This is a genomic window from Acetonema longum DSM 6540, from assembly GCF_000219125.1.
In the GTDB taxonomy this organism is placed as follows: domain Bacteria; phylum Bacillota; class Negativicutes; order Sporomusales; family Acetonemataceae; genus Acetonema; species Acetonema longum.
This window is the reverse complement of the sequence record NZ_AFGF01000126.1, coordinates 16,184-41,436: the sequence shown is the minus strand read 5'-3', so window position 1 is coordinate 41,436 and position 25,253 is coordinate 16,184. Positions and strand designations below refer to the sequence as shown.

Genomic DNA, 25,253 nt, shown 5'->3' with positions numbered 1-25,253 from the left:
TCAATTATACCTTCACCATCCCTAAGGCCTGAACCTCAACTTTTGACTCGATTTCAGCATAAGACAAAACAATGAGATTTGGGGCAACCCGCTCAGTGAGTTTTCGGAAATACAGCCGGGCAGCAGGGCTTGTCAGGACAATGGGCTGATAACCGATATTGGTCAGTTTGGCTAATTCCTGGGACAAACTGCTGATCAAAGACTGCATTAACTGGGGTTCCAGGGCAACATAGGATCCGTGCTCGGTTTTTTGCACCGCGGAGATAACTGTGTTTTCCAACTGCGGATCAACGGTAATACAAGTCAAAATATTGTTATTCACATATTGGCGGGAAATCTGACGGCTTAAAGCATGTCTCACATACTCGGTCAGGACTTCGGTCTCTTTGGTTATAACCGCATAGTCCGCCAAAGTTTCTAAAATAGTCACCATGTCCCGGATGGAGATGCGCTCGCGCAGCAAATTCGACAGTACCTTTTGAATATCGCCAAGAGTCATCAAGCCGGAAAGCAGTTCCTCCACCACTGCCGGATGATTTTGTTTGGTGGCGTCAATGAGGGTCTGCACTTCCTGTCGGCCAAGAATTTCGGCCGCATGTGCTTTAATGATCTCCGTCAAATGGGTGGTCAGTACGGATACTGGATCAACCACTGTATATCCGGCCAGTTCGGCTTTTTCTCTCGTTAGTTCCTGAATCCACAATGCCGGCAATCCAAAGGCCGGTTCCACCGTTTCAATGCCGGAAACCTCTTCTATGACACTTCCGGGATTCATCGCCAAATAATGGTCAAGTAATAGTTCTCCTTTGGCGATTTCAACTCCTTTTAATTTAATGACATAAGCGTTAGGTTTCAGTTGAATATTATCCCGGATGCGGATAGTCGGGATCACCAGTCCTAATTCCAGCGCACACTGGCGCCGGATCATGACCACCCTGTCCAGCAGATCTCCGCCCTGACTGGCATCAACCATTGGAATCAGACTGTAGCCGATTTCCAGTTCCATAGGATCAACCTGCAAAAGGGTAATGACATTTTCCGGTTTGCGGACTTCATCGATTTCCTTTTCTTCCTGCCTGTTGACTTCGGTTTGAGCATGTTGCTGCATGGACCGATGCAGCGTATAGGCAATGCCTAGTGACAATGCACTAAGAACAAAAAACGGTATGCCCGGCAATCCGGGCACGGTGCCCAACATTGCCAGCACTCCGCCTACAATGCCAAAAACCCTGGGATTATTCAGCAATTGGGCAGTAATATCATGCCCGAAGTCCGAATCGGAAGCGGCGCGGGTCACCACAATACCAGTCGCAGTGGAAATCAGCAAAGCCGGTATCTGATTCACCAGACCTTCCCCTACGGTCAATAAAGTATAGTTCGCCAGCGCCTGGGCCGCCGACAGATCCTTTTGAATCATCCCGATGGCAAAACCACCGACAATATTGATAATGATAATAATAATAGCCGCGATGGCATCGCCTTTGACGAATTTGCTGGCGCCGTCCATAGCGCCGTAAAAGTCGGCCTCTTTCTGAATCTTTCTGCGTCGTTCCCTGGCCTCGGTATCGGTAATTAAGCCAGCGTTCAAATCGGCATCAATACTCATCTGTTTTCCAGGCATGGCATCCAGTGTAAAACGAGCCGCCACTTCCGATACCCGTTCGGCGCCCCGGGTGATAACGATAAACTGAATAATAATCAAAATCACAAACACGATAAAGCCGACAACAGCGTTGCCGCCTACCACAAAGTTGCCGAAAGCCAAGATCACTTCCCCGGCATATCCTTCAAGCAGGATCAACCGTGTACCGGAAACGTTCAGAGCCAGCCGAAAAAGCGTCACAATGAGCAAAAGGGAAGGAAAGACTGAAAACTGCAAAGGCTCCACATTGTAAATGGCCACCATGACAATAATCAAGGCGATAGTGATATTCAAAGACAGCAAAAGATCCAGCATAAAAGTGGGGACAGGAATGATCATCATGACCACAATCATGACCACTGCCAGAGCAACAAGAATATCACTGTACTTAGTAATAAATGAAAATGGCGATGTTTGTGTTGCCACGATTTTGCTCTCCTTTAGTTATTAGGACAACCGCCGTTTGAGCTTGTAAACGTAGGCCAGGACTTCGGCAACTGCCTGATACAATTCAGTCGGAATGGATTCCCCTACTTCCGTGGTAGCATATAAAGTACGGGCTAAAGGCTTATTTTCAACGATAACCACTCCATGCTGACGCGCCAGATCTTTGATACGCTCAGCCAAAAAATCCTGGCCTTTGGCAACTACCAGCGGAGCATTCATATCCTTCTCATAACGGATGGCAATAGCGAAGTGGGTTGGGTTCGTAACCACTACGGTGGCTTTAGGTACTTCCTGCATCATGCGGCGCATAGCCATAGCACGCTGGCGCTCTCTAATTTTCCCTTTGATCTGCGGATTGCCCTCGGTTTGTTTAAACTCCTCTTTGACTTCCTGTTTAGACATTTTCAGGCTTTTGTTATGAGACCACCATTGATAAAAATAGTCGAAAGCTGCCAGAATAAGAATCACGCCGCCAATCTGAAAAGCCAAGTCAATTGCCATAGCAGCCAGAAACTGAATGGAATCGTTCAAATCGGCGTCAATCATCCTGGGAATATAAGCAATTTCTTTGATTAAAAACCGATAGATGAAGTAACCAATAATCGCGATTTTCAACAGGGATTTGGCTAATTCCACCAAAGACCGGGAAGAAAATATCCGTTTAAAGCCATTGATGGGATTCAATTTATCAAACTTCCAGGCCAGTGGCTGCAAGGTGAATGTAAAGCCCACCTGCAGGAAGCTAATCGTCAGGGAAATGACCAGAATGGCCAGCATCAAAGGAAAAGTGATTTCAATGAACGTTGTCGCGATATTAATAAACAAGGTTTGCATGGCTTCAATGCTAAAATCACGGGTGGAGAAATCGGTAAACATAAAACGCATGAAGTCAATTAATTTATGATACACTTGAGAGCCAATCATCTTTAGCACATAGAAGGCAGTTAATATGATAAAAGCGGAATTCAATTCCACACTGCGGGCAACCTGCCCTTTTTCTCTGGCTTCAGTTCTGCGTTTACTGGTAGGTTCCTCGGTTTTTTCTTCGCTGAATAACTGCAAATCGAAAACCGGCAGCCGATTGGCTAAAGATTCACGGTCGGAAAATCTCCAGGAGTCGGTATACGTCTTGATACATAACATTGAACCCGACCTCCAGAAAACGAATAAAATAAGGCAATACAGTAGATAGGACAAAAATGCCGACAATAATCTTGGCCGGCACACCTACAACGAAAATATTCATCTGCGGCATGGTTCGGGCCAAAATTCCCAACGCCACATCCGCAATAATAATAGCAATCAAAACAGGCAAGGTAATTTTAAAAGCTACGACAAAAATACCGCTGACCAGTGTAACGATGTATTCGGTTAAAGCTGCATGAAATGTCACTGTGGATATAGGCACAATTTTAAAACTGTCAAATAGAGCAGTTAGCAGGATATGATGCCCGTCTAACGACAGAAAAAACAATAATCCTAAAATATATTGAAAGTTGCCGATCAGCGGCACCTGCTGCCCGGCCTGAGGATCAAAAACATTGACCATGCCAAAGCCGATTTGCGTATCCAACAGGCTTCCGGTCATCTGTACGGCGGCAAAAATCAAAGAACTAACAAACCCGATGGTCATGCCGCAAATCAATTCACTAGCCACCAAAAACAGATAGGAAAGCAGGTGATCTGGAATGATAACATTGGTTCCTCCCAAAAGCGGCAAGGCAATCAAGGTCATCATCAGGGAAAAGCCGGCTTTTACATAGGGAGGAATATTTCGGCTGCCGATGACGGGTGCTAAAACCACCATGCCACTGATTCTTACAAAGATCAATAAAAACAGGCCGATATAATTTTGCATTTCATTATATAAATCCAATTTCAACCACCTTGGCAATACAGTTCATCACCGGTTAGCGCACCATTTGAGGCAGCAGTAGAAAAAGAGAACGGGTATAGTCCACCAACATGCGCAGAATCCAGGGGCCAAACAGTAAAATCGCCACAAAAATCGCGATAATTTTGGGAATGAACACCAGAGTTTGTTCCTGGATTGATGTGGTAGCCTGGAATATGCTGACGAGTATACCTACGACCAATCCTAATCCCAGCATTGGCGCAGAGACCAGCATGACCATCATCAAAGCATCTCTTCCGATTTGTATTGCCATATCGCCGGACACACTACGCCCTCCCCATTATTGAAAACTTAACATAGTAGATCTTATCACCAAGTGCCACCCGTCAACCATGATAAACAACAAAACCTTAAACGGCAGCGAGATCATCACTGGCGGCACCATCATCATACCCATGGACATTAAGGTACTGGCTACTACCATGTCAATGACGATAAAAGGAATATAAATTAAAAAACCGATTTGAAACGCTGTTTTCAACTCACTAATGATGAAGGCAGGGATCAAAGTAGTTGTCGGAACATCATCCCGCGAGGCGGGGCGAGGCGAATCCGACAAATTCACAAACAAAGCCAGATCATTTTCACGGGTTTGCTTAAACATAAATTCTCGCAGCGGCTTCACCGCTTCATCAAAAGCCGTTTCCTGAGCAATGGTTCCGGCCAAAAGCGGCTGCAAGGCATTTTGATTGATCTGGCTCAGATAAGGCGACATGGTGAAAAAGGTGAGAAAAAGTGCCAACCCGATCAAAACATTGTTGGGCGGCATCTGTTGCGTCGCCATGGCGCTGCGCACAAAAGACAGAACAATGATAATCCGGGTAAACGACGTCATCATAATTAAAATAGACGGCGCCAGGGACAGTATTGTCAGAGTAAACAAGACTTGCAGGCTCAAGGCAATTTCTTGCGGAGTATTGGCGGCTTCTACTCCAATGTTAAGATTCGGTACGGGAATTAAGGGAGCCGCTTGCGCCGCAGCGGAATACAAAATACCGCCAAAAAAGGTAAGGAAAAAAGCGACAAGCAAGCTTTTCCAAATAGGCACTGACCTCTACCTCTTCTCTTGATCAGACTGATTAGAATGTTGAGAGCCGCGCAGTGAAAAGCCCTGCGACATCTGTTGCAGTGAAGCCAGATGCTTTTGGAAAATACCGCCGAACTGATCCTGATCATCAGCGTGAAACTCATTATTAGAATACTTTTGCGTCATTTCATCGGAAGTGATATCTTGCAGCAGGGTTACGTGATGTTCGGTCACCCCGAGGATTAAAAATCGCCCGGAAATATTCACTAGATATACGCCACGGTTAGGGCCCAAGGTTAGTGTGGAAATGACTCTGTTCTCGCCGTTCCCGGCACTGACGGCAAATTTTCTGCCGACAAAGCGGGAAGTCAAATAAGCAATAAACAGAACCAAAGCGAAGGTCGCAATCACCGAAAGGATGTAGAAAATATTCCCCAGCACAGTTGTTCCCTCGGGCTTGAGATCCTGATACTGTAAAAAGGGCTTGACTTCTTCCGCGGATGCTGCTCCGGCCGTCATCAGGAATAACAGGACAACGCTGATAGTATACCGATATTTGCCGGACATTTTAACCCACTACTTTGCGTACGGCTTCCAGCACCCTGTCCGGTTGAAACGGCTTAACAATAAAATCCCGGGCACCGGATTGAATTGCTTCGATAACCATGGCCTGCTGCCCCATAGCACTGCACATGATGATTTTCGCGGAAGGATCAGAGTCCTTAATTTGTTTCATAGCTGTTATACCATCCATTTCCGGCATGGTGATATCCATTGTGGTCAGGTCCGGCCGTACTTCCTGATACTTTTCCACCGCTTTCGCACCATTTTCGGCCTCAGCTACGACTTCGTAGCCATTTTTCGTCAGGATATCTTTTATCATCATCCTCATAAATGCGGCATCGTCTACGATCATCACTTTGGTGGCCATTCATTCATCTCCCCTTTAACTTGTTGACTAAAACATCTACTGCAAATTGTTGAGCCGGTCAATATGTCCTACAATATCTGTGATTCTGACGCCAAAATTCTCGTCAATAACCACTACTTCTCCCTTGGCAATTAATTTACCGTTGACCAAAACATCCACCGGTTCGCCGGCCAGTTTATCCAATTCCACCACAGAGCCAGGCGCCATCTCCAAAATCTCCCTGACTTGTTTGCGAGTACGGCCTAATTCCACCGTAATCTGCATCGGTACATCCATAATCAGACCCAGATTAGCGTCAGATACGGCCAAAGCTGCCGGTTTCAGGGGTACAAACTGAACCGGCTGAACATTTTGAACCGGCTGGACCTTTGGCATGGCGGCAGCCGCCTGAGGCTGAGACTGAACAGGTCTTTCCGGTTCGGCCGGAGCGGATTTAGATGCGCCGGCGACAGGCGCAGCCGGTTGCGGCTTAGGCATAGCAGCAGGATCCGGTTTAACTGAACCCATCAATCCATTCACCATCTCTCTCGCCACCCGCATGGTGACAATTTGCATAATTTCACTGTCAATCAGATCTTCCACTTCCATGCGGAAATTGACCCGGACGACCGCTTCATCGCCGCTTATGCTTTCGGTAATAGCTGGTTCTACGGCAAAATCATACAAATTCACCGCAGGCGGAGAGATATCCACCTTTTTTTTGAATACGGTAGACATCGAGGTGGCAGTGGAGCCCATCATTTGGTTCATGGCCTCCGTCACGGCACTCATGTATAATTCATTCAATTGCTCGGGGGGATTGGTGCCATCCTTGCCCATCATTAAATCGGCAATTACCAGTGCGTCACTTTCCCGCATCGCCAGAAGATTGCTGCCGATAATACCATCGGTATAGCCGACTTCAATCACCAAATAGGGAAGGGGATATTGATTTTTAATTTCATTAATAGTAGTAATCGACACTTTGGGTGTGGTAATTGAAACGCGTCTGCTGAGAAGAACCGACAAAGTCGTGGCCGCGCTTCCCATGCATATATTTCCAACTTCCCCCAAGGCATCTCTTTCCACATCGGTTAGTTCCGTTGCGGCTGAAGCTGTGGATGACGCACCTGGCTCGCCTCGCAACAACGCATCAATTTCGTCCTGGGAAAGAAATCCGTCAGTCATCGTCCTCATCTCCCTTGGATATTTTCTGAGTAATTTGCACAGCCAGCCGTTTGCCTGACAATCCAGGCTTACAGGTAAATTTTTCTCTTTGGCCGACAAGCAGGGTCAATTCGCCTTCGGCCCATGATTCCAGCTGCAAAACATCGTTTACAGACAAATCCAGCAATTCCTGGACGGTAATCTTGACTCGCCCCAATTCAACGATCACCGGTACAACCGTCTTCTCCAGCTTGCGCTGCAGAGACGCAATATTTTCTTCCGACGATTGCTTAGCGACAGAAGATGCCACCCAATAGGTCGTCGTCAGTTTAGACATAACCGGTTCAATGACCAGATAGGGAATGCAAACATTGATAAAACCCTCGGTTTGACCGATTTTAGCCTGTAAAGTAACGATAACTACCATGTCGTTAGGCGGTACGATCTGGGTGAATTGCGGGTTGGTCTCAATGACTTCCAGCCGGGGTTCAATGGTAATAACCTGTTTCCAGGATTCCTGCAGCGTTTCCAGTGACCTGACAATGACCCGGCGCACAATCGCTTCTTCAATGTCGGTAAGGGATCGGGATTTTGGGGGAGGCAGCCCTGGGCCCCCAAATAAACGATCAATAATGGAGAAAACGATATTAGGATTAATTTCCAATACAGCATTGCCTTTTAAGGGCCTCATCTGGAAAATACTGATGACGCTGGGATTCGGCATGGAACGGACAAACTCTTCGTATGTCAACTGGTCTACCGAGACAACATCAATATGGACAAACGAACGCAAATGCGTGGCAAGATAAGTATTCAGGAGGCGGGCAAAATTTTCGTGCAACATATAAAGAGTACGGATCTGGTCTTTGGAAAATTTATCAGGGCGTTTAAAATCGTAAACTTTAATTTTATGCTGTTTTTGCTCTACTTTCATTTCTTCCGCCGAGACAACCCCGGTGGAAATAGCCGAAAGCAGAGCGTCTATCTCGGCTTGTGTTAGAACATCCCCTGCCACGGTCCCCCTCCTTTCATCAAGAAATTTAATTTCGCAACTTTATTGCAGGACAAAATGAGTAATATATACTTCGTAGACTCGCTCCATCCCCATGGCCTTGTTGATTTCCTGCTTCAGAATCTCTTTCAGTCGGTCCTGTTTTGTCGGGTCAAAGTCTTCGACCCGCTGGGAACGGAGTACGTAGACAACGGTATCCAGGATTTTGGCTTCTTCCTGGGAGGCCAGCTTGCCGCCCCCTTCTTCCAGTCTTCTATCCAGTTTCATATCCAGGATAATACCGATTTTCAAATAACGTCCGCTATTGACGCCGCCAATATTTAAAATTAAACCATCTTTGGGGTCACCGACTTTAATTAACGTCCCGTTGCGTTGAATAGTTGCTTTGGCAGCCGTTTGATCAGCAACGATTTTTGTGGCGATAAAATAACTCATACCGCCGGCCAGAGCCAGCCCTAATACGATTAAAGCAACAACCAGTATGACGGAAAACTTTTTTTCTGTTTCAGCCACTGTTACACCTCCAGCGTGAGTGCTAGTATCTTTCCTTGTTGTATGTAATCAGGCATTCCTAAACATTACATGATTCTGCTAAATTCTACAATGTTGGATAATTTCCTGCTTTACCGGCAAGATTTGCCGGTAAAGCAGGAAATGTAAGGATTTTTTGTCAACGAATACTGCGGAAGATAGCCCGCCGGTAGTCCATAACTTTTCGGACCACTTCATCCATGGATTCGGCGACAATCAGTTTTTTACCGTTGGTCAGCGTAATCACCGTGTCCGGTGTCTCATCAATTGTTTCAATTAATTCGGCGTTTAAGACAAAATCGTCATCCTGGCTTTTGAAACGAGTCAATTTAATCATATTCCTTGCCTCCTAAACGCGGCTATAAGGAGGGGGATTGCCTCGAAGAACCCCTCCCCTATTTATGCTATCGTTTCAAGTTAGCCAATTCCTGCAGCATTTCATCGGTGGTGGTAATGATCCGGGAGTTAGCCTGAAAACCACGCTGGGTAATAACCATGTTGCTGAACTCCTCGGCCAGGTCCACGTTGGACATTTCCAGAGTGCCCGGGCTTAGCTCGCCGCGGCCACCGGTTTTAGTGGTGCCTATCTGGGCGACGCCGGAGTTGTTGGATTCGCTATACAGGCTGGAACCAGCCTTGGTGAGACCGGCAGGATTATTGAAAGTAGCCAGGGCAACCCGAGCCAGGGTTTGAAACTCCCCGTTGGTGAAATTACCTTGAATGACCCCGCTGGTATCAATGGTAATACGGTCCAATTCACCGGCCGGATAGCCGTCCTGTTCGAGAGCCTGAGCGGTAGATTCACCGCCACGCTGCGTCAAGGCGCTGAAATCCAGAGTAGCCGTAAAAGTGGCAGCGCCATAGCCGGCGGCGTCATCCGGGTCAATCGTTATTTCAAAGGGATCTGTAGCAGCGCCAGCCGTGCTGCCTCCATCATCTATAGGATGGGGTGTACCCGCATTGTATGGTACTGCAGAAACGAATGCACCATTTGCAGCGTCAAAAGTCAATAAAACTGAATTCCCCAGTACAGGTGCAACGGTACTGCCAGTGTCAGTTGTGGCATCCGGGGTAAAAAGCCACTGGTTGGAATTCACTTTTTCAAAGGTGCCGGAAACCTTGTGGGCTGATCCCTGCCCATCATACACCGGAATCGAGGCTTTATAGCGGGAAGGATGCGCATAGTCTGGGTCGGCAGCGTTGGCAGCAGTCAATGCTTCCACTTCGCCTGACAGATTATGTTCGAATGTTATGGATGTGGTCGCGCGGGCCGCCATGGTGCCGCCCACCGGAATTTTAATGGTGGTAATATCATCGTTCGTATTCAGAACTCCGTTTGCATCCGCCATCCAGCCCATTACTTGCAGACCGGTGCCGGGAACCACATAGTTTCCGTATTCGTCGAAATCAAAGTTACCAGCCCGGCTATATACCCGGTTGGTGACGCTGCCGTTGGCCAGAATAAAGAAACCCTGACCCTGAATCGACAAGTCGCTTTGTTTGCCGGTCGGCTGGAAACTGCCGTCAGTGAAGATGGTGTCGATACTGGCCAGTCCCATCCCCAGGCCAACCTGTTTCGGATTAGTACCGCCACGAGTGGCGCTGGCGGAAGAAGCGCCTGACAGAGTCTGGCTCAGCACATCCTGGAAATTGGCCCGGCCGGCTTTATATCCAATGGTATTTACGTTGGCGATGTTATTGCCGATCACGTCCATCCGGGTCTGATGGTTGCGCAGACCGGATACGCCGGAGAATAATGAACGCATCATGGTAAATCATAACCTCCCTTTTCATTTCGGTGATCCTGACAGTCCGCTGAAGTTGCTTCAATCAGTCGGCAACTTAGGCCTCCCCGAGAGGTCCAGCCTTAGACGATGACAGCGCTGTCAATATTGGTAAACACATTATCCTTTAAGGTTTGCCCATCCATGGCGGTAATAACGGTTCGGTTTTTGACACTGACCACCAGGGCTAAGTTTTGATTCAAAAGAACCAGCGACTCTTTAGCGCCTTTGCCGGCGGCCTTTTCCACGGCATCCGACAGTTTGGCCAGTTCGTTCTGAGTTAACTGGATTCCCCGCAGTTGCATCCGCTGCAGCGCATGCTGGGAAAAGCTGATTTCCTTGATTTCTTGGTCTAATATCTGACCGAAGGAAACCGGCGGCTTTCCTGATGCATTTGTCTGGGCAGGAGGAACTGTGGCGGAACCGGCGGGAATAGAAAACGGCGAGTACCTGATCCGGTTGTCCATTACCATCGCTGTCTACCCCTACGGCTCTTCGGCGGGAGGATTTTCATCGGCAATGACCTGATCCAGGGAGACAGCTTGATTGCCGACAATGAGATACGGCAGGCCATTGATAATCTGTACGGCCTCCACCTTGCCGGAATACTCCGTGCCTTTCTTGTCTTTCCATTTGATCGTATCACCGATCATATCCGTGGCCTTCTTCAAATCTTCACTGGCGTTGGAAACGCCGACGACAGTGCCGGGATCAACCCCCATATCCCCCACGATCAGCTTGGGCTGGCCGTTGACGATTCGCACCGCCGAAACCACACCGGCGTATTCTTCGCCGGCCGATCCCGCCCAGCTTACCACTGTGCCGATCATCGATGTGGCCTGAGTAACCGCGAAGGTAGTATTCAGATTGGTCATTTGCTCTAGAGCGGAAAACTGCGCCATTTGGGCGATAAATTCTGTATCATTAGCCGGATTCAGAGGATCCTGATTTTGCAGCTGAGTAATAAGCAGATGCAGAAATTGATCCTTTCCCAGTTCATTATTGGTTTCACTCGTTTTATTCGTGCCATCCCCTGATTTGTTCACTTTCGACCAGTCTGTTACGCCAGCCAGAGAACTCATGGGATCACCTCCTGATTATTAAATGCGGTAGTCAACTCCTGTATCTCCTACTGCTACGGCTTGAATAGCGGACTCTTCTTCAATTGCCTGCACAAATTCCTCATCGGTTTTGCGATTGTTCAGTTTAATCTCCGGCTGCTGTTGGGCAGTTTCCCGGCGATCATTGGACAGAAACTGGCCTAAGCCGGCATAAACGCCGACATTGTCCACTTTCAGCCCCTGATTGGACAATTCTTGTTTCAACTGAGGCAGGGACGCCTCAATTACGCTGCGGACTTCAGAGTTGTTGGAGTGAAACGCCGCGCTGACCACGCCGCCTTCCACGGTGACTTTAAGTGTCATGTCGCCCAGATGTTCAGGCTTCAGACGAATTACCATTTCCGTGTTGGCTTGCCGGGAAATCAGGCGGGCATTTTCCACGATCTGTGCAACGACATTGTCCGGGTCATTCAGCGGCTGGGACGGCAACTGAGTACTGTTTTCCTTGCCGGTAACAGAACTTAATTTACCGGACTGATCGGCGTTAGCCAGAATACCGGCAAAAGAATTCTCCGAGGTATGCTGGGAAACCTGTTCTGTCTGCTGCTGCGCCATTTCGCCCAACTGATCATCACCCATAAAATTCTGAGCGTTATTGGTCATCTGCTCGTCCGCATGGGGAAGCGTTGTTGTCCCCGCCACTACAGGAGTGGTAGTGTCTTGTTGCACAACTTTAATGGTTGAGCCAGAACTGTGCAGCGGAGCAAGAATCTCTTGGTGCCCGGCGCCAAGATCAGCTGCCTTTTTAACAGTTGAAGGTTGTCCCACGGCTTCAGCCGCTGTAGCTGTCCCGCTTTGTTGACTCACCTCGGCATTCACGGCAATAGTCCCTGCCGCAGGCATTCCTGCGTTTGCCCCATCAGCGGCAGTTTGTCCTTCCATGCCCATAGTGGCGGCCGACTGAACTACCGCGGATGTCAGGCCGAAGGAAGCTACGTTAGAATCAATCTGCTGAGGCTGCAGCGGCAGAATGAGGAAAGACTGCATAGCCGCCATGGCAAGATTCCCATTAGCATCCAGCGAGGAATCTGCACTCGGCTGTCCTTCCATGCCTTGCATGTCCTTTTCCACAGTTCCGGTGCTGTTGATCGGTTCGTTGCCAATGCTTTCCTTGGCAGCTTCCAAGGTTTGTCCAAACGGCTTGCCGGACTTGTTTCCGCCAACGGCATTTGCAGAGGACTTCTTGGCCTGCACGGCTTGACCCGGGTTATTGGCGGCCGGTACAGGCGCTTTAAAAACCGTCATCATATCCATTATTTTCACCTCCTTTCACCGATTGCTATTTGTTGTGTTGTTCTATAGTTAATTAGCTAGTTTCGGGAGACAAATGCAACGTGCTAATGCTTTAATCAGAACCGGTCCCCAGCGCCGAGTTTGCGCCAGGAGCAGGATTGGTCTCCGGGTTATCTGGTTTGACTGGTGCGGTTTCCACTTTGCCTTTGGCCATAAACTCTATCAGTCTGGCTGCCCGCATAGGATCAAGCCGGGTTAACAGTTTGGCAACTTGATCTTCCTCCATTTTATTGAAAATCGCAATTACCAACTCATCTTCTATTCGGTTTAAAATTGGCACTGCCTGGTCCGGCTTCATTTCACTGCATAAGCGGGACAATTTAGCGATGCGTTTTTTTTCTGCTTCCAAGCGGACTGTTTTTTCTTGGGGAGTTTCTTCCGGTTCAGCCGGCTGAGACGGTTCTGATTGTCCCGCCTGCTTTTGTTCTGATCTTGACAAGGGGAGGTGAGCCTCTTCTGCCGGGGTCGCCTCTTCTTCTTCCGCATCGGCAAAAGCGCCGGGAACGAAGTATTTCCCAATGATCGGATAACTAGGCAAATCCAGGCGCTGCACCACTGTTTGAACACTATCCAAGGCCAAAAGCTTGTTCATATTGAAAAACTTAAAATAGATCCCTGCCGCAAAGCCGACTCCCAGCAGCGCCACAAACAGGATGAGAAAGACAAATACTCTGATAAGCTTAGCTATTCTCCCGAACATAGCTTTGATTTTTTGTTTAATCCGGGATTTCTTTGTCTCGGTTTCAGGAGGACTTATGGTATTGTCAGCAGATTTGGTAGTATTGTCAGCCATGAGCTCAGCCTGCCTTTAAACTGAAATTAACGATAAAACGACATCACTTTTGCCACATAATTCTTGGTTTCCGGGTAGGGAGGCACGTCCTGATAGCTTTTCACCGCTTCAGGTCCGGCATTATAGGCTGCAACCGCTTTACGTACATCGCCGTTAAACGTGTCCAGCATCTCCTTTAAATAACGCACCCCGCCGTCAATATTTTCCTTCGGATCCCTGATATTACGGACATTCAGTTTCCGGGCCGTTTCCGGCATCAACTGCATGACCCCTACGGCGCCGGCAGAGGATACTGCATTGGCGGAAAAATCCGATTCCACTTTAGCTACTGCCACTGCCAGTTTCGGGTCTACGCCGTACTTTTCCGCTGTGGCATGAACCATGCGCTGCACCTGATTCCGATGCTGGGCCTGGAACCGGCTGTCGTTTTCTGTCTGAGAGACCGCGGATTGCCGAAAACGGACGGGCGCCTGCTGCCGTTGGGCAGTGGACAGATAGTCGGCGAAACTGGATTCGGCCGTACCCGAGACTGACCTTGACGTTGGCTGGGCAGTGGTCGACTGGCCGCTTAAGTTTGCGGTATGTTTCGCATTCCGCTGTGGAATGGGCTGAAATCGTTTTTCAATATCGGATATTCTGGCCATTACTCTGGCAATACCATTCATTTTCATCACCACCCTGTTTCTTCACGCACAAATGTCTGTACGCCAATTTCGTCGAGATATTTTTGTTTTTCCTGCAGTATTTCCGATTGATACTGGCTCCAGCGTCTTTCCTTCAGTTTTTCTACCAATTTTCGTTTTTGCATGCAGCCGGTGAGAATCTCCAGGCATTGATTCCGTTGGATCTCCGCTTTCTGCACTTCCCGCGTCTGGATAACAATGCGATCTTTCAGCAGTTCTTCGTAACGCTGGATGATCAGAAACTGTTCCACCGTCAGGGAGGCTTCCTGCTGCCGTTGGCGCATAAGCGCGTGATTGGTCTCCAATTTAGCCTGAAGATCACTTAGGACGGTTTGCTCAGCCAAAAGTCTTTGTGTAGCCTGGGCAAATTTCACCTGAGCTTGCTCTTCCTGCATCCTGCGGTACTTGAGCAGCGTCTCCAGTCTAAATTGAAATTTTTGCACCTATCTCACCTCAAGCAAACTCATCTGTGGCCTCGAATCTGGAGTCGTTCAAACGATCCGTTTAACCATTCGTCAAATCGCACAACTTGGCAATCGTCTCCTGCATGGGTTCGAACTCGTATACGTCTTGTTGCAGAAAGGCTCTGATCGGTCCGATTTTTTGAATGGCCCGGTCAATCTCGGAGTTGCTTCCCGCCACATAGGCCCCAATATTGATAAGGTCTTCCGCTTCCCGGTAAACAGCAAGCATGGACCGGACTTTCTGTGCTGCCTGCCAATGTTCTTTATCGGCTATCTCCAGCATTAAGCGGCTTACGCTGGGCAAAACATCAATGGCCGGATAGTGATTCAGAGCGGCGATATTACGGGATAAAACAATGTGACCATCCAGAATACTGCGTACCGTATCGGCAACGGGTTCATTCATGTCATCCCCGTCGACCAGCACGGTATAGATGCCGGTAATCGAACCGCGATCCCCGGTTCCCGAGCGTTCCAACAGTTTGGGCAGCAAGGCGAAAACCGACGGAGTATAACCTCTGGTTGCCGGTGGTTCCCCGACAGTCAACCCTACCTCACGCTGGGCCATGGCAAACCGGGTCACTGAATCCATCATCAGGACTACATCCCGGCCTTGATCACGAAAGAACTCGGCAATCGCGGTAGCAGTCATAGCCCCTTTAATCCGGGCCAAGGCAGGTTGGTCGGAAGTAGCTACGACCACCACAGACCGTTTAAGTCCTTCCTCCCCCAAATCCCGTTCGATAAACTCCTTGACTTCCCGTCCCCGTTCGCCTACCAGCGCAATAACGCTGATATCCGCTTCTGTATTACGGGCGATCATGCCAAGAAGAGTGCTTTTTCCCACTCCGCTGCCGGCCATGATGCCGACCCTTTGTCCTCTCCCCAATGTAAGCAGACCATCAATGGCCCGTACGCCTACCGACAATTTTTCTGTAATACGGCGGCGGGAAAGCGGAGGCGGCGGTTGTGCATGGAGGGGGTATTCGGCGTGTCCCTCAATCGGACCCTTCCCGTCAATAGGATTGCCTAAACCATCCAGGATACGCCCCAACAAGTTGGGGCTCACCCTTACACTGGAAGTTTTCTGGGTGGAAACCACCTCACACCCAGGACCTATGCCCTGCATTTCGCCAAAAGGCATCAATAGCACCTTTCCATTCCGGAAGCCTACTACCTCTGCCGCTATGGGCTGGTTTGAGCCGCGGGGATAAATTTTACAAACTTCCCCCAAATCCACCCGGGGGCCCTGAGTTTCAATCATTAACCCTACGATTTGGGTTATTTTCCCGCATAAACGCATGGTTTCAACAGATTGGACTGTCTGAATGTATTTATCGATTTGAAAGGTTGCTTCATGTTTGCTCATGGCATCGCTTCCTGCAGTGCTTTCTTCAAGGCGTCCAGTTGAGAATCAACACGGGCATCGACTGAACCATAAGCGGTTTCAATGATGCAGCCGCCATTCGCAAGGGTTTGATCAGGAGCGAGAGAAATGACATGTTCCCGCTCTATGTACCGGTCCAACTCGTTTTGCGCTTTAAGGAGCCGCTCGTAATCAGCGGGATTCACCCGAATGGTGAGCTGTTCCTGATCCCGCACCTTAGCCAGCGCCGCTTTCACCAGCGTCACCGTTCCGGTGGCGGTTTCGTCCAATTGCTGGGCAATAATCTTTTGCGCTATGGACAAAGACAACTCGACCATCTGGCGTTCAGACTGAATCAGCAATTCATCGGCCTGTTTGGTCGCATATTGAATCAGCTCGGCAGCCTGACAGGTCGACGCATTAAGTTGCTCTTGCATTTGGTCGAGAGCCTCTTGCTTACCTTTGGACAGCCCTTCTTGATAGCCTTCATCCCAACCTTGCTTTTGCCCGTCCGCAAAACCTTGCTGACGGCTTTCTTCCATCACTTGCTCTTTCGCGGCAGCCATTTCTTTGTTGGCTTCTTCTATGATTTGAGCCGCCTTTGTTTCTGCCTCGTCAATCATCGCTTGGGCCTGTAACTTGGCATTCTCAATTTCCTGGTTTATCAAATCTTCGTGATTCACCAAGTCCGCATAAACGACTGGAGGTACGTCATCAATCGTTTCCAGACTTTCATCCGGCGATTCAACTTCCACGTCTATGGTCTGCGGATTATCAAGGGCTAAATCCAGAGTTACCTGAGAGACATCATCCGGCAATTCCGGAATTTCTTGCAAATCACCAGCAGGCACAGACAGACTGTCCTGAGTTATCTTGGGATTATTAATCACAACCGGTTTTTCTCCAAGCTGAGCTTGCTTAATAACCCTAGACAATAATCTCGTCTCCTTTGCCTCTTGAGACCACAATTTCGCCGGATTCCTCCAAACTGCGGATTACATTGACAATTTTCTGTTGTGCCTCTTCCACGTCCCGGATACGGACCGGTCCCATATACTGAATTTCTTCCCGGAGCATATCCGATGCCCGTTTAGACATATTGCGGTATACTTTATCGGTAACTTCACTGGAGGAACCTTTGAGGGCCAGCGCCAAGTCTTTAGAATCAACCTGCCGCAAAACCATCTGCAAAGACCTGTCGTCCAAAAGGACAATGTCCTCGAACACGAACATCCGTTTCTTGATCTCTTCCGCCAATTCAGGATGCTGAACTTCCAGATTTTCAATAATCGTCCGTTCCGTGGTGCGATCCACCCGGTTCAAGACCTCAACGATAGAATCCACACCTCCGGCAGCGGTAAAGTCTTGTGTCGCCATAGAGGACAACTTTCTTTCCAGAATTCGTTCCACGTCTTTAATGACATCCGGCGAAGTTCGGTCCATGGTGGCAATTCTCTTGGCAACCTCAACCTGTCGTTCCGGCGGCAACGCCGATAAAATGACCCCGGACTGATCCGGCTGAAGATAGGCCATAATCATTGCAAGCGTTTGAGGATGCTCGTTTTGAATAAAGTTCAGCAATTGCGAAGGATCTGTTTTGCGGGCAAAGTCAAAGGGCCGGATCTGAAGGCTGGAGGTTAGGCGGGTGATAATGGAAACCGCTTTTTCCCCTCCCAGAGCCATCTCCAGGATTTCCTTGGCGTAATCCAGACCGCCGTTGGTCAAAAACTCTTTGGCGATGCACATTTGATGGAACTCGGCCAACACCTGATCTTGTTGTTCCTGGGTCACTCGCCGCTGATTAGCAATTTCCAAGGTAAGCTTTTCAATTTCCTCTTCGCGCAAATGGCGAAAAATCTGAGCGGAAATATCAGGGCCAAGCGCTATCAATAATATAGCTGCTTTTTGCTTGCCGGTTAATTCAGTCGACTGGTACATGAACGCACCCCTTCCGCCTATTCATCCGCCAGCCAGGCGCGAAGCAATTGTGACGCTTCCTCCGGCTTGGTTTTGGCAAATTTTTCAATAGCTTCACGCTGCTGCGTTCGTTCTATTTCTTCCGGCGACAACTCCGGCAACCTTTCTTCTTCCTCCAGGGGAATGTCGATCTCCTGAGGTTCCGGAGGCAGCATAGCCGCCATTTGCATTTCCGCTTCCCGTCGGCGGTGTCTCAGGACCATCCAAACAATCAACAATGCGGCAAGCAAGATCGAGGCGCCGATGCCCAGTTTCAGATATAACGACTGTTTCTGTTTTTCTTCCATCGCCAATTCTTCTTGTCTTTGCTTGTCGGCAATATCCGTGCTAAAGGCAATAGCTTCCACGGCAATCGCGTCACCCCGGGCCGGATTCAGCCCGACAGCAGATGCCACCACTTTGGCGATACTGTCCTGCTGGGCTTTATTAAAGGCGGCATCCACCAGTACCGACACGGTCAGCCGCTTAATCGAACCAGGAGAGGCAACCACTTTTTCCTTAGTTTCATTGATTTCATAATTGCGGGTAAACTCTTTTTTCTCATAGTTTGACTGAGAATTATTATTATTGCCAGTTACATAGCCCGGAATATTGGACGTTACGCCGGGAACGCCTCCGGGTGCAGGACCGGGCGCTGTTGAATTACCTGTATAGGATTCGTTAAGTTCCTGGGTGCTTCTTATAATTCCTTTATCATCCACAACCGGTTGGAAAATTTGCCGATCAATGATCCGTTGATCGAAGTCCAGTTCCACGTTGACGCGAACAGCCGCTTTTCCCGGACCCATTACCTGCTCCAGCATGGACTGGGCTCCTCTTTGCAAGCTGTCCTGAATCTTGCGGGCTAGTTCCATTTGGGTAATATTTCTCTTGCCGTCCAGTTTCATCTGCTGGGCCAGTTCCGCTTCGTCTTCTTCCGGTCCATTCAGGACACGGGCGAAACTGTCCACCACCGTGATGTTTTCCGGCTTCAAATCCTGAATGCTGTGAGCAACCAGGTTTACAATACCCTTCACCTGCTCTTTGCTCAATTCCGCCTTGGGATGTAATTTAAGCATAATGGACGCTGTAGCCGGTTTTTCGTCCTTTTTGTACAAACTGCCCTCCGACAGAACAATATGAACTCTGGCTCTTTCCACTTCCGCCATTTGTTCTATCGTGCGGGCCAGTTCCCCTTGCAGTGCTTGTAATAAATATACTTTATTCTGAAATTCCGTAACGCCGAACTTGTTTTGGTCAAAAATTTCAAAACCCTTCTTGCCTTTCGGCAAGCCTTGTCCGGCTAAATCAAGTCGTATCCGATATACATCCTTGGAAGAAACCAGAATGGTAGTACCATTTTCACCAATTTCGTAAGGTATTTTCAGTTCTTTTAGTTTTGCAGCAACTTCGCCTGCATCTTCAGCATCCATATTGGTAAACAAAGGTACATTTTCCGGGCGTCCACCCCACCAATAACTCCACGTCAGTATGGCAGCGAACAGCAATATAGCGGCGCCAATAATGATATACCTTTCTCTTTTACCTATATTTTGCCACAAGCGCAGAGACTGTTCTTTCCAATCGGCCATCGTCTCCACCCTTTCAAGCCACAATTAAGTAGAAATTAAAAACAGTCCTACACTTGCATACGCATAATTTCCTGATAAGCATCCACTATTTTATTGCGAACCTGCATCGTCAGCTGCAAGGCTACAGAAGCTTTTTCCGTCGCGACCATGACTTCCGAAATATCTTGAACTTTCCCCGCAACCAAATTAAGAGATGCCACCTTGGATGCATGTTGCAGTTCATTGACTTCATTAAGAGCCTCGCTCAAAAACTCGCCAAATGGCTTTTCGTCCTCTGGCGCTGCTTTGCCGCTGGTCAAGCTCATTGAACTATTACTAACCGGAGTCAGTTTCAATGGTTCAGCTCGCATTCATACTCCTCCTATTTGCCTATTTCTAGCGCCTTCATTGCCATAGCTTTCGCCGCATTAACTGCAGTTACATTTGCCTCATATGCTCTGGATGCCGTGATCATATCCACCATCTCGGTTACAACATTCACGTTCGGCATTTCCACATACCCTTCCAGATCCGCGTCCGGGTGAGAAGGATCAAAAATCTGGCGAGTCGGTGAATCGTCTTTTTGAATTCCAACCACACGCACCCCGGTCCCAATCTTCGTTTGATCCGCCTGATCCATTTGACCGGTTAAAATGCTTTTAAACGATTTTTGGGGCTGCGGGTTTCTCGGTTCGAACACTACCATTTGGCGCCGGTAGGCTCCACCCTCGACAGTCCGGGTTGTATTGGCGTTGGCGATGTTATTTGAAATCACATCCATCCTCAACCGTTCGGCGGTCATTCCGGAAGCCGATGAATTAATCGCATCAAACAGACCCATGATTAGCGCCTCCCATCATTAATCACCGATTTGATATTGGAAAAGTAACTGCTCAGCTTTTGAATGGAAGCGTTATAATAAATGCTGTTTTTAGCCATATTCGCCATTTCAGCATCAATATCCACATTGTTTCCGTCGGTACGCAGGCTATTGTCAGTGACAGTTCTCAACTCCATATCATTTGTTTTGGGCTTGCTGTGGAGGCTGGGCAAATGCCGCTCATGAGTCAAGACCAAAGGCAATTTAGCAGCCGATTGCTGCTGCATCGCCTCTTGTAATTTTTCTTCAAAGACCACTTCACTTCTCTTAAAGCCCGGTGTGTTCACGTTAGCCATGTTATCACTGATAACTTTATGGCGAAGCGAAGCAACGGATATCGCTTTTTCCAATGCTGAAACTTGAGGTGATGACAGCAAGGATTTTAACAAGAAACTCCCTCCTCTATCATTGTATTTTATGGTGTTTTTTAGCACATTTGCTAACATAATTCTACATTAATTATGCAAATCCTTCAAATACCTCCAAAGAGAATCTTTTTTAGCCCTTGGTAGCAGAAATTAAGACTTTGGTCTTAGTTATACGAGTATACAGGCGCCTTATGTCAAACAAAAAGGTCAACCACCATAAACTCTGTGGCTGACCTTTTTTCTGGCCTGCATTATTTTTTTAATTTTTTTAACTCATCTAACAGTCTTTCGTTTAATACGCGAATGTAAGTTCCCTTCATACCTAAAGACTTGGATTCAATTACGCCGGCGCTTTCAAATTTTCGCAGGGCATTCACAATGACAGAACGGGTTATACCTACCCGATCGGCAATTTTGCTGGCAACTAACAGTCCTTCACTGCCGTCTAATTCACTAAGAATATGCATGACGGCTTCCAGTTCGGAATAGGACAAGGTCCCTAAAGCCACCTGCACTGTTGCCTTTTTCCTAGCCTCGATTTCAATTTTCTCGCTGCGTTCCCGCAAGATTTCCATACCAACCACAGTAGCGCCGTATTCTGCTAAAAGCAAATCATCATCTGTAAAATAATCGTTAAATTTAGCTACAATCAGCGTGCCGATCCTATCCCCTCCGCCATAGATCGGTATAATGCTGGTGAATTTTTCCTGGAAAATGCAATCTGTCCCTTGACTGAAAGCGCATATGCCATTTTCCAATTGCCGGTTGGGAGATGTCTCGGTAATTCTCAGCAGCCATTCGACATAACGCTCGGGGAAATGACCCAACTTCAAAACTTTATCTTTCATTAAATCGCATTCAAAGTTATCCAATAATGCATAGCCCGATACTGTCCCATCTTTGCCGACAATATATATATTTGCATTCATCACGTGTGAAAGCACGGAAGAAATTTCGCTAAATTCAAGATTTTCCGATTTTTGCAGCAACCGATTAACTTTCCGGGTCCTCTCCAAAAGCGTCTGCATGTTACGTTCCTGCCTTTCATCCAATTCTCTTATAGAATATACTGGCTTAGATCTTGATTGACCACAATATGATCCAATTTGTTTTTTACATATAAACGATCAATTAATATTGTTGTTTCACCCACATCCGGGGCGTTAAAAGCCAGGTCCTCCAAAAGCTTTTCCATAACTGTATGGAGCCTTCTGGCGCCTATGTTTTCGGTCTGGGAGTTTACCCGGCAGGCAATATCGGCTAACTCGTCAATGGCATCAGGGGCAAAAGATACATAAACACCTTCTACTTCCAGCAGGCCGGTATACTGTTTAATGAGCGCCTGAGCCGGTTCTGTCAATATTTGACGGAAATCTTCTTTGGTAAGATTGGTCAGTTCTACCCGAATCGGAAAGCGTCCCTGCAATTCTGGAATCAGGTCAGAAGGTTTGGAAATATGAAAAGCGCCGGCGGCGATAAACAGGATATGGTCCGTCTTGACCGGCCCATATTTGGTCACTACGGTGGACCCTTCTACAATGGGCAAAATATCGCGCTGAACTCCCTCGCGGGAAACATCGGGCCCGGTTGAACGTCCTCGTCCGGTAATTTTGTCAATCTCATCAATAAATATTATACCGGAATTTTCTGCTCTCTCAACAGCTGTGGCTATCACATTATCCATATCAATTAACTTTTGCGCTTCTTCCTGGATCATAATTTTTCTGGCGTTGGCAACCGTAACTTTACGTTTCTTGGGACGTTTCGGCAGCAAGTTTCCTAACATATCGTTAAAATTAATGCCCATTTCCTCAATACCTGACCCGGCAAACATTCCTACCATGGGATTGTTGTTATCCTCAACGGTGATTTCGATCAGTTCTTCTTCCAATTGACCGTCTGCCAGTCTATAGCGCCACCATTCCCGCTCATTCTCCGAGATATCAGCCTGCGCCTGTTCTTCCGCTTTTTTCTTCTCGGTAAAATCCCCCCCTCCGTTAAATAATATTTCAAATGGATTACGAACTGAATCTTTACGGCGTGACGGGCAAAAGTATTCAAGAATCTGTTCTTCCGCCAATTCTTTCGCCTTATCATTCACTTCCAGCATCTTTTCCTGTTTGACGATGCGAATCGATGTTTCAATCAGATCACGCACCATAGATTCCACATCACGCCCCACATATCCAACTTCGGTAAATTTAGTAGCCTCCACCTTGACAAACGGCGCATGAACCAATTTGGCTAAACGCCGGGCAATTTCGGTTTTTCCTACTCCTGTCGGGCCAATCATCAATATGTTTTTGGGAATGATCTCTTCTTTCAATTCCGGGGCCAGCTGTTTGCTTCTCCACCGGTTGCGCAAGGCAATGGCCACCGATCTTTTCGCTTGATATTGCCCGACAATATATTTATCAAGTTCAGCGACGATTTGTTTGGGTGTTAACTCTACAGAACCCATCCACCCATCCCTCCGCGTTATAATTCTTCCAAGGTAATATGGTCATTGGTATACACACAAATGCCGGCGGCGATTTCCAATGCACTGCGGGCGATAGCGGCAGCCGACAGATCCGAATATCGTACCAGCGCCCGGGCGGCAGCCAAAGCATAAGCCCCGCCGGAACCAATGGCGGCAATGCCGTCATCCGGCTCAATGACTTCACCGTTACCCGACAATATCAGCAAGTGTTCTTGATCCGCGACGATCAGCAATGCCTCCAGGCGTCGCAATACCCGATCCATACGCCAGTCCTTGGCCAGTTCTACCGCTGAGCGCAACACATTGCCATGCTGCTCTCCCAGTTTTCTTTCAAATTTTTCAAACAAAGTAAACGCATCAGCCACAGATCCGGCAAATCCGGCCAGAACTTTTCCCTGATACAGTGTTCGCACTTTTTTCGCGTTATGCTTCATTACGGTATTACCGCCAAAAGTCACCTGCCCGTCACCTGCCACCGCGACTTTCCCCTGATGGCATACGGCGACGATCGTGGTCGCATGAAACATAAAAGCCCTCCTACTGTTTATTATGGAACTCACCTTTTACCTCGAATCTGGGGCCGTTCAAAAAAGTCGAGATGCTAGGTAAGAGCAACGTCTGTGTTGCCGCATTAGTGAGGAATTCAGACGACTTTTCGGGTTATAAGAACCACTCACTATCATCACTCTCCCGAAAGTCGCGAATTCTGATACAGCACGACAAGGACGGGCGTGAGACTGTACGTTCGCAGGGTACGTCGATACTAAAAAGATGCGAAGCATCGTAAGACCAGGAAGAAAGCAGATCGCTTCTCGGGCGTAGCCACAGCAAAATATCTATTGCCTAGAATCCGAAAAGAGACGTTTTCTGACTGATCCGTCCATCGGAGGTGAAGTGACGCAGATGTGCCTTTTTCAACGGTCTCCTATGCGCGTGGGTGCGCATTTCGGTATACTGCCTTAAGACGCTCTTTTGTCACATGAGTATAAAGCTGCGTCGTAGACAAGTTTACATGGCCTAGAAGCTCCTGGACGAAACGCAGATCGGCTCCGTTATCCAGCAAATGGGTCGCAAAACTATGCCGGATGGTATGAGGCGTTACATGTTTTTTTAAAGCCAGGATTTCCACGTACTTGTCGATCATTCGGCGAACACTGCGGTCTGTTAGTGGGCCGCCGTTTCTATTAAGAAACAATGTTTGATGAACGCTTCCCTTATGACGGGAATATAACTGAGGCCTGATCACAGTCAGATAGTATTCCAGAGCTCGGACAGCCGTTCTGCCAATGGGCACAACTCTCTCTTTAGCGCCCTTGCCGAACAGCAGAACAAACCGATTCACCAAATCCAGGTCGCCTATCCCGAGTCCTACCAATTCACTCACCCGCGCGCCGGTAGCATAGAGAGTTTCCAGCAGTGCGGCGTCTCTTCGTCCTAAAAGATCGTTGCCCGGAAGTTCCAACATATCCTTTACTTCCACGGCATCCAGAAAAACAGGGAGTTTTTTTTCCAGCTTTGGCGTATGAATCCCGGCAAAAGGATTGTCGGTCAAATAATTTTCCCGGCATAAAAAGCGGTAAAAAGATCGCAGACAGGCAATCTTTCTAGCCACTGTACGCCTTGCATACTGATCTTTGTTCAATTCCACCAGGTAAGCCCGGATATGAATGGGTTTTATCTGACTAAAAAGAGCCTCACCAGCACCTTGTTGCTGGACAAACAGAATAAAATGGTCAATGTCTGCCCGATAGCTATGAACGGTGTGCTGGGAGGCGTTTTTTTCCACCTGTAAATATAACATATATTGTTGTATCAGATCATTCAACCGTTCCATGATTCAC

29 protein-coding genes are annotated in these 25,253 nt (G+C 48.0%); all 29 read right to left on the bottom strand.

Going from position 1 to position 25,253, the window contains the following annotated elements; all coding sequences use genetic code 11:
• Window positions 1-4 precede the first annotated feature (4 nt).
• The 29 genes from flhA to xerC all read right to left on the bottom strand — a co-directional run bounded on the left by flhA (window position 5) and on the right by xerC (window position 25,246).
• Window positions 5-2,068: a flagellar biosynthesis protein FlhA gene (gene flhA, locus ALO_RS13460; RefSeq protein ID WP_004573406.1), complete on the bottom strand. Its 2,064-nt coding sequence runs from the start codon at window positions 2,066-2,068 to the stop codon at window positions 5-7.
• A gap of 21 nt (window positions 2,069-2,089) precedes the next feature.
• Window positions 2,090-3,232: a flagellar biosynthesis protein FlhB gene (gene flhB / locus ALO_RS13455; RefSeq protein WP_004573405.1), complete on the bottom strand. Its 1,143-nt coding sequence runs from the start codon at window positions 3,230-3,232 to the stop codon at window positions 2,090-2,092.
• Window positions 3,183-3,965 carry a flagellar biosynthetic protein FliR gene (gene fliR / locus ALO_RS13450; RefSeq protein WP_004573404.1) on the bottom strand — a complete coding sequence of 261 codons (783 nt, stop codon included), beginning with the start codon at window positions 3,963-3,965 and terminating at the stop codon, window positions 3,183-3,185. Before fliR ends, flhB begins: the two co-directional genes overlap by 50 nt.
• 34 nt (window positions 3,966-3,999) lie before the next feature.
• The gene (fliQ, locus tag ALO_RS13445; RefSeq protein WP_004573403.1) at window positions 4,000-4,269 is read right to left on the bottom strand and encodes a flagellar biosynthesis protein FliQ; all 270 of its coding nucleotides are present in this window, start codon (window positions 4,267-4,269) and stop codon (window positions 4,000-4,002) included.
• A gap of 15 nt (window positions 4,270-4,284) precedes the next feature.
• Window positions 4,285-5,046, bottom strand: a complete 762-nt coding sequence (gene fliP, locus ALO_RS13440; RefSeq protein WP_413788504.1) for a flagellar type III secretion system pore protein FliP — start codon at window positions 5,044-5,046, stop codon at window positions 4,285-4,287.
• A 12-nt stretch (window positions 5,047-5,058) separates the two neighbouring features.
• On the bottom strand, window positions 5,059-5,598 hold the full coding sequence (gene fliO, locus ALO_RS13435; RefSeq protein ID WP_004573401.1) for a flagellar biosynthetic protein FliO: 540 nt from the start codon (window positions 5,596-5,598) through the stop codon (window positions 5,059-5,061).
• A gap of 1 nt (window position 5,599) precedes the next feature.
• Entirely contained in the window at window positions 5,600-5,962 is a 363-nt protein-coding gene (locus tag ALO_RS13430; RefSeq protein ID WP_004573400.1) for a response regulator, read from the bottom strand.
• 36 nt (window positions 5,963-5,998) lie between these two features.
• The gene (fliY, locus tag ALO_RS13425; protein WP_004573399.1) at window positions 5,999-7,129 is read right to left on the bottom strand and encodes a flagellar motor switch phosphatase FliY; all 1,131 of its coding nucleotides are present in this window, start codon (window positions 7,127-7,129) and stop codon (window positions 5,999-6,001) included.
• Window positions 7,122-8,123 (bottom strand): flagellar motor switch protein FliM, encoded by a 1,002-nt coding sequence (gene fliM, locus ALO_RS13420; RefSeq protein ID WP_004096855.1) that lies wholly within the window; start codon window positions 8,121-8,123, stop codon window positions 7,122-7,124. The genes fliY and fliM overlap by 8 nt, the downstream gene beginning before the upstream one ends.
• Before the next feature lie 39 nt (window positions 8,124-8,162).
• Window positions 8,163-8,633, bottom strand: a complete 471-nt coding sequence (locus ALO_RS13415; protein ID WP_004096854.1) for a flagellar basal body-associated FliL family protein — start codon at window positions 8,631-8,633, stop codon at window positions 8,163-8,165.
• Window positions 8,634-8,790: 157 nt separating this feature from the next.
• Window positions 8,791-8,988: a flagellar FlbD family protein gene (locus ALO_RS13410; RefSeq protein ID WP_004096853.1), complete on the bottom strand. Its 198-nt coding sequence runs from the start codon at window positions 8,986-8,988 to the stop codon at window positions 8,791-8,793.
• A 67-nt stretch (window positions 8,989-9,055) separates the two neighbouring features.
• Window positions 9,056-10,420 carry a flagellar hook protein FlgE gene (locus ALO_RS13405; RefSeq protein WP_004096852.1) on the bottom strand — a complete coding sequence of 455 codons (1,365 nt, stop codon included), beginning with the start codon at window positions 10,418-10,420 and terminating at the stop codon, window positions 9,056-9,058.
• Between the two features lie 98 nt (window positions 10,421-10,518).
• Window positions 10,519-10,908 carry a TIGR02530 family flagellar biosynthesis protein gene (locus tag ALO_RS13400; RefSeq protein ID WP_004096850.1) on the bottom strand — a complete coding sequence of 130 codons (390 nt, stop codon included), beginning with the start codon at window positions 10,906-10,908 and terminating at the stop codon, window positions 10,519-10,521.
• Between the two features lie 12 nt (window positions 10,909-10,920).
• The gene (locus ALO_RS13395; RefSeq protein WP_004096848.1) at window positions 10,921-11,517 is read right to left on the bottom strand and encodes a flagellar hook capping FlgD N-terminal domain-containing protein; all 597 of its coding nucleotides are present in this window, start codon (window positions 11,515-11,517) and stop codon (window positions 10,921-10,923) included.
• Between the two features lie 18 nt (window positions 11,518-11,535).
• Window positions 11,536-12,810: a flagellar hook-length control protein FliK gene (locus ALO_RS20965; protein ID WP_004096846.1), complete on the bottom strand. Its 1,275-nt coding sequence runs from the start codon at window positions 12,808-12,810 to the stop codon at window positions 11,536-11,538.
• Between the two features lie 91 nt (window positions 12,811-12,901).
• Complete coding sequence (locus ALO_RS13385; protein ID WP_004096844.1) at window positions 12,902-13,642, bottom strand: MotE family protein; 741 nt, start codon at window positions 13,640-13,642, stop codon at window positions 12,902-12,904.
• Window positions 13,643-13,668: 26 nt separating this feature from the next.
• Complete coding sequence (locus ALO_RS13380) at window positions 13,669-14,307, bottom strand: lytic transglycosylase domain-containing protein (protein ID WP_413788503.1); 639 nt, start codon at window positions 14,305-14,307, stop codon at window positions 13,669-13,671.
• A gap of 5 nt (window positions 14,308-14,312) precedes the next feature.
• Window positions 14,313-14,768 carry a flagellar export protein FliJ gene (gene fliJ, locus ALO_RS13375; RefSeq protein WP_004096840.1) on the bottom strand — a complete coding sequence of 152 codons (456 nt, stop codon included), beginning with the start codon at window positions 14,766-14,768 and terminating at the stop codon, window positions 14,313-14,315.
• A 61-nt stretch (window positions 14,769-14,829) separates the two neighbouring features.
• Entirely contained in the window at window positions 14,830-16,158 is a 1,329-nt protein-coding gene (fliI, locus tag ALO_RS13370; RefSeq protein WP_004096839.1) for a flagellar protein export ATPase FliI, read from the bottom strand.
• The gene (locus ALO_RS13365; protein WP_004096837.1) at window positions 16,155-17,090 is read right to left on the bottom strand and encodes a FliH/SctL family protein; all 936 of its coding nucleotides are present in this window, start codon (window positions 17,088-17,090) and stop codon (window positions 16,155-16,157) included. The genes fliI and ALO_RS13365 overlap by 4 nt, the downstream gene beginning before the upstream one ends.
• The gene (gene fliG, locus ALO_RS13360) at window positions 17,083-18,093 is read right to left on the bottom strand and encodes a flagellar motor switch protein FliG (RefSeq protein ID WP_004096835.1); all 1,011 of its coding nucleotides are present in this window, start codon (window positions 18,091-18,093) and stop codon (window positions 17,083-17,085) included. The genes ALO_RS13365 and fliG overlap by 8 nt, the downstream gene beginning before the upstream one ends.
• Window positions 18,094-18,110: 17 nt before the next feature.
• Window positions 18,111-19,703, bottom strand: a complete 1,593-nt coding sequence (gene fliF, locus ALO_RS13355; protein ID WP_004096827.1) for a flagellar basal-body MS-ring/collar protein FliF — start codon at window positions 19,701-19,703, stop codon at window positions 18,111-18,113.
• Between the two features lie 47 nt (window positions 19,704-19,750).
• Window positions 19,751-20,053, bottom strand: coding sequence for a flagellar hook-basal body complex protein FliE (fliE, locus tag ALO_RS13350; RefSeq protein ID WP_004096825.1), 303 nt, complete (start codon window positions 20,051-20,053; stop codon window positions 19,751-19,753).
• An 11-nt stretch (window positions 20,054-20,064) separates the two neighbouring features.
• Complete coding sequence (gene flgC, locus ALO_RS13345; protein WP_004096824.1) at window positions 20,065-20,523, bottom strand: flagellar basal body rod protein FlgC; 459 nt, start codon at window positions 20,521-20,523, stop codon at window positions 20,065-20,067.
• A 2-nt stretch (window positions 20,524-20,525) separates the two neighbouring features.
• Entirely contained in the window at window positions 20,526-20,951 is a 426-nt protein-coding gene (gene flgB / locus ALO_RS13340) for a flagellar basal body rod protein FlgB (RefSeq protein WP_004096822.1), read from the bottom strand.
• 230 nt (window positions 20,952-21,181) lie between these two features.
• Window positions 21,182-21,958 carry a GTP-sensing pleiotropic transcriptional regulator CodY gene (codY, locus tag ALO_RS13335; protein ID WP_004096821.1) on the bottom strand — a complete coding sequence of 259 codons (777 nt, stop codon included), beginning with the start codon at window positions 21,956-21,958 and terminating at the stop codon, window positions 21,182-21,184.
• Between the two features lie 29 nt (window positions 21,959-21,987).
• Entirely contained in the window at window positions 21,988-23,391 is a 1,404-nt protein-coding gene (gene hslU, locus ALO_RS13330) for an ATP-dependent protease ATPase subunit HslU (RefSeq protein WP_004096820.1), read from the bottom strand.
• Between the two features lie 17 nt (window positions 23,392-23,408).
• The gene (gene hslV / locus ALO_RS13325) at window positions 23,409-23,939 is read right to left on the bottom strand and encodes an ATP-dependent protease subunit HslV (protein ID WP_004096819.1); all 531 of its coding nucleotides are present in this window, start codon (window positions 23,937-23,939) and stop codon (window positions 23,409-23,411) included.
• 398 nt (window positions 23,940-24,337) lie between these two features.
• Window positions 24,338-25,246: a tyrosine recombinase XerC gene (gene xerC, locus ALO_RS13320; protein ID WP_004096818.1), complete on the bottom strand. Its 909-nt coding sequence runs from the start codon at window positions 25,244-25,246 to the stop codon at window positions 24,338-24,340.
• Window positions 25,247-25,253 lie beyond the last annotated feature (7 nt).